Source organism: Propionibacterium acidifaciens DSM 21887, from assembly GCF_000426605.1.
Taxonomy (GTDB): Bacteria; Actinomycetota; Actinomycetes; order Propionibacteriales; family Propionibacteriaceae; genus Propionibacterium; species Propionibacterium acidifaciens.
In genome coordinates this window covers 1-6,407 of record NZ_AUFR01000058.1, presented here as the reverse complement: position 1 = coordinate 6,407, position 6,407 = coordinate 1, and the positions used below count along the sequence as shown (strand labels likewise).

5 protein-coding genes are annotated in these 6,407 nt (G+C 55.2%); 4 read left to right on the top strand and 1 reads right to left on the bottom strand.

Going from position 1 to position 6,407, the window contains the following annotated elements:
- The first annotated feature begins 883 nt into the window (after window positions 1-883).
- The 3 genes from K336_RS18115 to K336_RS18105 all read left to right on the top strand — a co-directional run bounded on the left by K336_RS18115 (window position 884) and on the right by K336_RS18105 (window position 3,572).
- Window positions 884-1,663 carry an AfsA-related hotdog domain-containing protein gene (locus tag K336_RS18115; protein ID WP_162142623.1) on the top strand — a complete coding sequence of 260 codons (780 nt, stop codon included), beginning with the start codon at window positions 884-886 and terminating at the stop codon, window positions 1,661-1,663.
- Window positions 1,664-1,847: 184 nt separating this feature from the next.
- On the top strand, window positions 1,848-2,501 hold the full coding sequence (locus tag K336_RS18110) for an HAD-IA family hydrolase (RefSeq protein ID WP_081660845.1): 654 nt from the start codon (window positions 1,848-1,850) through the stop codon (window positions 2,499-2,501).
- Window positions 2,502-2,612: 111 nt separating this feature from the next.
- Window positions 2,613-3,572, top strand: a complete 960-nt coding sequence (locus K336_RS18105; RefSeq protein WP_081660844.1) for an aldo/keto reductase — start codon at window positions 2,613-2,615, stop codon at window positions 3,570-3,572.
- A gap of 151 nt (window positions 3,573-3,723) precedes the next feature.
- Here the strand turns inward: K336_RS18105 and K336_RS18775 are convergent, their stop codons facing one another.
- Window positions 3,724-4,368 carry a TetR/AcrR family transcriptional regulator gene (locus tag K336_RS18775; RefSeq protein WP_155945109.1) on the bottom strand — a complete coding sequence of 215 codons (645 nt, stop codon included), beginning with the start codon at window positions 4,366-4,368 and terminating at the stop codon, window positions 3,724-3,726.
- An 85-nt stretch (window positions 4,369-4,453) separates the two neighbouring features.
- On the opposite strand from K336_RS18775, the gene K336_RS18100 reads away from it, so the two are divergent.
- A complete protein-coding gene (locus K336_RS18100) occupies window positions 4,454-6,049 on the top strand; it encodes an MFS transporter (protein ID WP_081660843.1) in 1,596 nt (531 codons plus the stop codon).
- The last annotated feature ends 358 nt before the right edge of the window (window positions 6,050-6,407 follow it).

The window sequence follows — 6,407 nt, the reverse complement described above, 5'->3', positions numbered from 1 at the left end:
CGATCCGCTCCACCGCCAAGCAGATGTACAAGCGCCTCGGCGTCCACGACCGGGCCTCGGCCGTGCTCATGGGCCAGGCCCTCGGCATGATCTGACCCGCATCATCGACGGTCCAGTCCCCGGGACCTGTCATGACGAGGGGAATTTCACTTCACAAGATCGTATGCCAAGAAAATGGGAACCGTTCAGGCTTCTGTACCCCCATCTCTCAGTGAAACACCATCATCCCCCTAGGAGCACACGCCCCTCGTCCCCGAATGGTTCCCATGCATGGACATGACTTCTGCTGAAGGACTCCCCCGCCGCGAGGTGCGGCGGCTTGTGCAGGGCCCAGCCGGCGCGCCGTGCTGTTCCTCGTCGCTCCATGGGCCCGGTCACCGCGCCCTCGACCATCGCCTGACTCATGCCGGTGGGTGTGTCTCGGCTGATCCGGGTGGGCGATCAGCTGGTCACTCCCGACAGAGTGACCCTGCCGGCTCCGTTTCCCATGACACCATCCGTACGGGAAGCCGTCATCGGCTCGACGTGCTTCGTGGTCCGAGGTGCGGCTCGACCACGCATCCGCTGCTGGGGACACACCCGGCGATGGAACCAGGCGCGCAAGCCGGCTCGCCCGTGAATGCACCGCACAGGAGCCGCTGTCGACTACGTGCGATCAGGCCCCGAGCGGTCAGGACCACCTTGGGCCGGACCGGCGGGCCACGCCCGGCCGACGAGCACCGCCCCTCGCCGATGGCAGGGGGCCGGTGGCCTGGGCCGGCACCGTCCTTGGAGAATCCGCCGACGCAATGTCCTCCGAGACGGGCAGGAAGAGTCTCGCGTCGTGAGACAGGCGTATATAGACAGGTGTATGCTTAGAGGCCACACCCCCCTAGGAGGTCTCATGTCTGCACCGATAGCCCCTCAAGCAGCGCCCTCTGGCGCTCCTGCCCTGTCCAGGAACCGTTGCGTAGACCGCCGATTGGTCCACCGTGCCAGCATCGCGGAGGTCTTCCTGACTGACTGGCAAATGGTCTCCGGTGGTCTTCGCATCGCTGCCCAGCTACCGCATGCCCATGTCTTGATGGATGACTCGCTTTGTGAACTCGCCTTGTTGGTTGAGGTTGCCAGGCAAAGCGCAATTTTGGCTGCACACGAAGTCTATGACGTGCCGTACGACAATGCTTTTGTCTTCAAAACACTCGATACGAGGCTTGGAGATGGCGTGGCAGAAACATTGGGAAACGAACCCATCGACCTTGACGTCTCGTTGAAAGCTGAAGTCATCACCAACAAGGGAGCCAAGCCGATCGGTTATCTATTCAATGTCGCTGTCTCAACAATTCAAGGAGCTCTTCTGGTAAGGGCAAGTGGTGCAATGTCAGCCTTGACGGTCAAACAGCAACAGATCATTGCAGCACGCCGAGGCAATAGGATTGCCGAACCCTTGAGTCAGGTACCACCAGAAATTCCTGAGACAGTTGGGCATCACGCCTTGGGAAATGTGGCGATCACCAGGATACAACAGACACCAGAATTTTATTGGGCATTCTTACATGTGGATCAGTCACATCCTCTACATTTTGACCACCCTCAGGATCATGTTCCAGGAACGTTGATAATTGAAGCCTTCCGACAACTTGCAATAGGTTGTCACCCAAAGGGTCTTCGGGATTTCTCCTGACTTGAGGACCTGTCAGCTCTCTTTGGAGTTCCTGGATTCTTGTGAAATTGCGCAACGAGCGAAACTAAGTGCAGTCAATAGCATCTGCATCGCCCATGGAAAACAGTGTGACTTGGACTGTTCAACTTACTCAATCTGGACGGACATGCGCCAGTGGTACAGTAACAACTGGGATTGCTGAAGCATGATGAAGAAACAGAACTCATGGTTTGTCTTTGATTTCGGGGGAGTCTTGACGATTCCCATCAAGAAGGCAGTTCGCAGCCTCTGCTCGTATTTGAGCGTCAAACCAGAACAATTGTCAATGATCTTCGATCTGTTCAATGGTGAGAACTCACCGCTTCATGAACTGGAGCGTGGGAGAATAACAGAGTATGAATTTCAACAACAAATTGCTGCCGGTTTTCCCGAACCCACCGCCACCCTACTCCTGACAAAACCTTTTCATGAGATTTGGTTCAGCTGCTTGAGGGCTGAGCAGAGGTCGCTGGCGATGGTCAATGAGTGTGCGCAACGCGGAGTGAACCTCGCACTCTTCACAAATAATGTTATTGAGTGGCGTCCACAATGGGTCAAGATGGTTGATCTGGAACAATTTGATGTCGTAATCGACAGTTGTCTGGTGGGTACTAGGAAGCCTGAGCTTGAAATTTATGAGATACTCAAGGATCGGCTCAGCTGCGAGTATGACGACATGCTGCTCATCGATGACTCTCCGGAAAATATCGAGATGGCCGTTTCACTTCGTATGAATACCATTCTTTGGAACGATGCTGACACCTCTCTTCCGCAACTGAGAGACCTGCTTGGCCGGGCGACCGCTGCTGACCAGCAGTGATTCACCGAGGTTTGTTCACAGCATCAGTCGACTAGCCGCTGACGGAAATCCACTTCTCGGTGGACTCTTCTGGACAAGCCTCACCGTCAGTTCAATTGGAAAGGATTTGGAATGGAACAGGTCCAGCTGAGATCGTTACAGGTATCGCGAATTGGTTTGGGTTGCATGCCACTTACCACAACTTATGGTCGGCCAAACCCAAGGAATGCCATGGCCACTGTCCGTACGGCGTTGGCTGAAGGGATAACGCTGTTCGACACTGCTGACATGTACGGTGCAGGAGAAAATGAGCGCTTGTTGGGTCGTGCCCTCGGACATCACCGCAAGGATGTCGTCATCGCAAGCAAATTAGGAATTGTCGCGATGCCTGGATTGGGTGTACCACTGGGGCTCAATGCACGTCCTGCCAGGGTCAAGAAATGCGTAGAAAATTCTTTGCGTCGGCTCGGCACCGATTACTTGGATCTGTTGTATCTCCACCGGGTCGACCCATCAGTGCCAATCGAAGAAACCATTGGAACAATGGCAGAGTTTGTCTCAAAAGGGCTTGTCCGTGAAATTGGTGTCTGTGAAGTTACTCCTGAACAGTTGTCACGCGCTCACGCCACTCATCCAATTGCAGCAATGCAATCGGAATGGTCAATATTCACTCGGGGCATTGAAGAAGGATCGCGTCAAGAAGCAAAAAGGATAGGCGCAGCAGTCGTCGCCTACAGTCCCCTGGGTCGTGGTATGCTGACTGGGGCGTCACGAGCCACGACGAATCTAGCACTGCTGGATGTCAGAAGGTTTTTACCACGCTGGAGGCGGCAGAACCTGGCTCGAAACCTGGCAGCTGTTGAACTGATTCGTGACGTGGCCCACTCACTGCGATGCACTTCAGCTCAGGCCGCCCTGGCCTGGGTACTTCAAAAAGGGAGCGATGTCATCCCTATTCCAGGTACAGCAAATCCAATGCATTTACGATCCAATATCGCTGCATCGGACATCACACTTCCTCGAGAGGCACGTGAAAAACTTGATTCAATGCAGGCCAGTGGCGACCGTGGGGAAGGTTTTGGACGTAATTGATCAAAGGCTGTCAGTTCACAACACCGGCGGGTCGAGGTTGGACAGTGGCGTTTCGCGTCATCCTGCTGTGAACGAGGCCCACTGAGGACCCATTCATGTTGCGGCAACTGAGACTGTGACAGGGGATCCCATGGACGTTAACTCAGCTGGATCATGAGGGCTTCAACAGTTGTCGCCTTGCGTCAGGTCCGATCAGGCTGTCAGCCAGCTCAGAGACCAGTCGTTCGTCAGTTGCTGATGAACCAATGGGAACGGCTCTCCTGGAAAGTGAGACGATACCGTGTAATCCACACCAGTAAATATTAGTAGCGACCTGAGGATCCATGGGGGTCTGGACAATTTCGAAAAGCTTTGCCGCGCTCTCGAACAGCATGACTCCAGGTAATTCCTCAGCGTCAACCACAAAAGAACTGTCAAACAGCGCATGGTAGGCCACAAGATTGGCCTTGCCTTGTTCGACGTACCTGTGACCCATGATGACGAGTTGCTCATGAGCTTGATCAGCGGTGGGGGAGTCGAAGCACAATCCTGTCATTATCACTTCAGCAAAAAATCCGAATCGCATCTTGAGGGTTGTGCCTAGAAGCTCTTCGAAATTCTCAAAATGACGATATGGTGCCATGGGCGAAACGCCTGCCTTGCGAGCAACAGCACGCAACGACATCTCGTCAGGTGAGACACCCTCATCCAGCAGCTGGCTGACTGCCAACAACAAGTCGTCTCGCAGGCGCCACCCCTGCCCTCTAGGGTTGCGTGTTCGTCTTTCGTCATCAGTGACAGGTCTGTCAATGCTCATGAGTCAATTATGCCAAATCGGTCAGTTAGTTCCTAGTCAGTCCACTGTTCGTTCCCATCAATTGTATTCCGGTTAAGGAGATCCGATGTCCGGTACAACGGAGAATCGATCCTCAGTACTACCCCAAGTCACCCTTGTCCTTGTCTGTGTTACGACCTTCATGCTTTTGCTTGACACAACCGTTGTCAATCTCGCACTGGCAGATCTTCAAAACAGCTTGGGCGTCACTCTTGCTCAGCTGCAATGGGTCATTGATGCTTATTTGCTCACCTTGGGAACTTTTTTGCTGCTTTCGGGTGCGGCGGGAGACAGGTTTGGACAAAACCGATTGTTTGTCATTGGGCTGATCATTTTTACGGCTGGTTCCCTTGGTTGCTCGATATCACCGAACGTTGCACTCCTGGTGGTTGCCCGTGGGGTCCAGGGAGTTGGGGGCGCTCTACTGCTTGGCCTCGGGCTTCCAATGCTGCGGCATACTTTCAGGGGAGCCCAGCTCAACAAGGCAGTAGGATTTTTTGGTGCGTCCATAGGTTTGGCAACGGCCGTTGGGCCGCTTGTTGGTGGCGGCCTGACGAATATTTTCGGGTGGCGTGCAATTTTTGTTCTCAACGTACCAATCGGAATCGCATGCCTTGTCTGGGCGGCAAGATGGCTTCGCGGCGAGCAGCGGAGTGACCGAGAATACAGACCTCTTGACATCCCCGGTGCGTTGACGCTCGGTGTCGCCTTGGCATCGTTGATCTTTGCTTTCATTCGAATCAATATCGCGGGTTGGACCTCAGCCGACGTGATGATCGCATTCGTTGTGTTCATGATGTTTCTGGCGTCCGGAATATACATGGAGAGACGCCGTCAATACCCTTTGGTGCCACGCGAACTGACCAACCAGATGACGTTCCGTATCGCGGCTTTGGCCGCGTTCCTGAGCAATGGTCTTCTGGTAGGGGCGTCTGCCCTCTTGGCGCTCTACTTCCAAAACACGCTTGAGGAATCTCCGTTGACAGCAGGCCTGCGATTCTTGCCACTCAGTGTACTTGCATTTTTGGCAGGTGTATTCGGTGGACGGCCTCCTTTTGTGTCAATCCCGCTGAAAGCCCAAGTAGTGCTGTCCCTGACTTCGACTTCCCTGGGGCTGGGAACATTGGTACTGACAGATGAGTCGATGCCGGCCGCAGCGACCATGTTCTCCTTGGCGCTGGCTGGTTTGGGCATGGGCATCGGTAGTGTGTGTCTTTCACGACTCGCTCTTGTCCTGGCCGCACCGAGCCAAGCGGGTGTGTCGGCTGGCGTGATCAATACAATGCGCCAGATCGGAGCTTCGGTAGGCGTTGCAGTCTTCGGCGCCATCTTCTCGCACACCGCTACTGCACAGACCAACGATTTGCAATTGCCGGCGGGAGCTGTTGAAGACAGAGGGCTGCTCGCTGAGCTTTTGGACAGAATTGCTTCCGGGGAAGGGCTTCATGCGCTTTCCGGTCTGCCGGTTGACGTACAGAACCAGCTCAGAAATTTTGTTGGCACGGCTAGTTACCGCGGTTTGACCAGTGTGTTGCTGTGCGCTTCAGTGGTTGGCTTGGTCGTGGCCGTAGCCACGGCTGTGCTTTTGAGTCGACAGAACTTGAGTCCCCAGCACGACTCAGCGCATACGGCCTCCGATGCCAATGAGTACGAATCGGGGTGAGCTTCGACGGACCTGCCGCGCATTAGATTTGAACCATTTCGGGATGGTTGTTCAAATCTAGCGCGCCATCAAGGGGAAATACCTAGTCAGAGCCGGGTTTGTCAAGAGTTTTGAACAAGCTTCCCGAGTCGTCGAGCCCACCCAGACCGAGGCATTGCGCATTGACGAGGCCCGCGACCTCGTCACCGACGAGCGCGTCGAACAGATCCCCGCTGAGGACGTGGCGGCGGGCCGGTCGGCGGACGCGGGGTTCCCCAGGTGGGGCCGGTGCCGTCCGTCTCACGCCGCGGCAGGTCGATGTGCTCCGGGGCCTCGCCGAGGGCAAGACGCTCGGCCGCATCGCCACCGACCTCGGCCT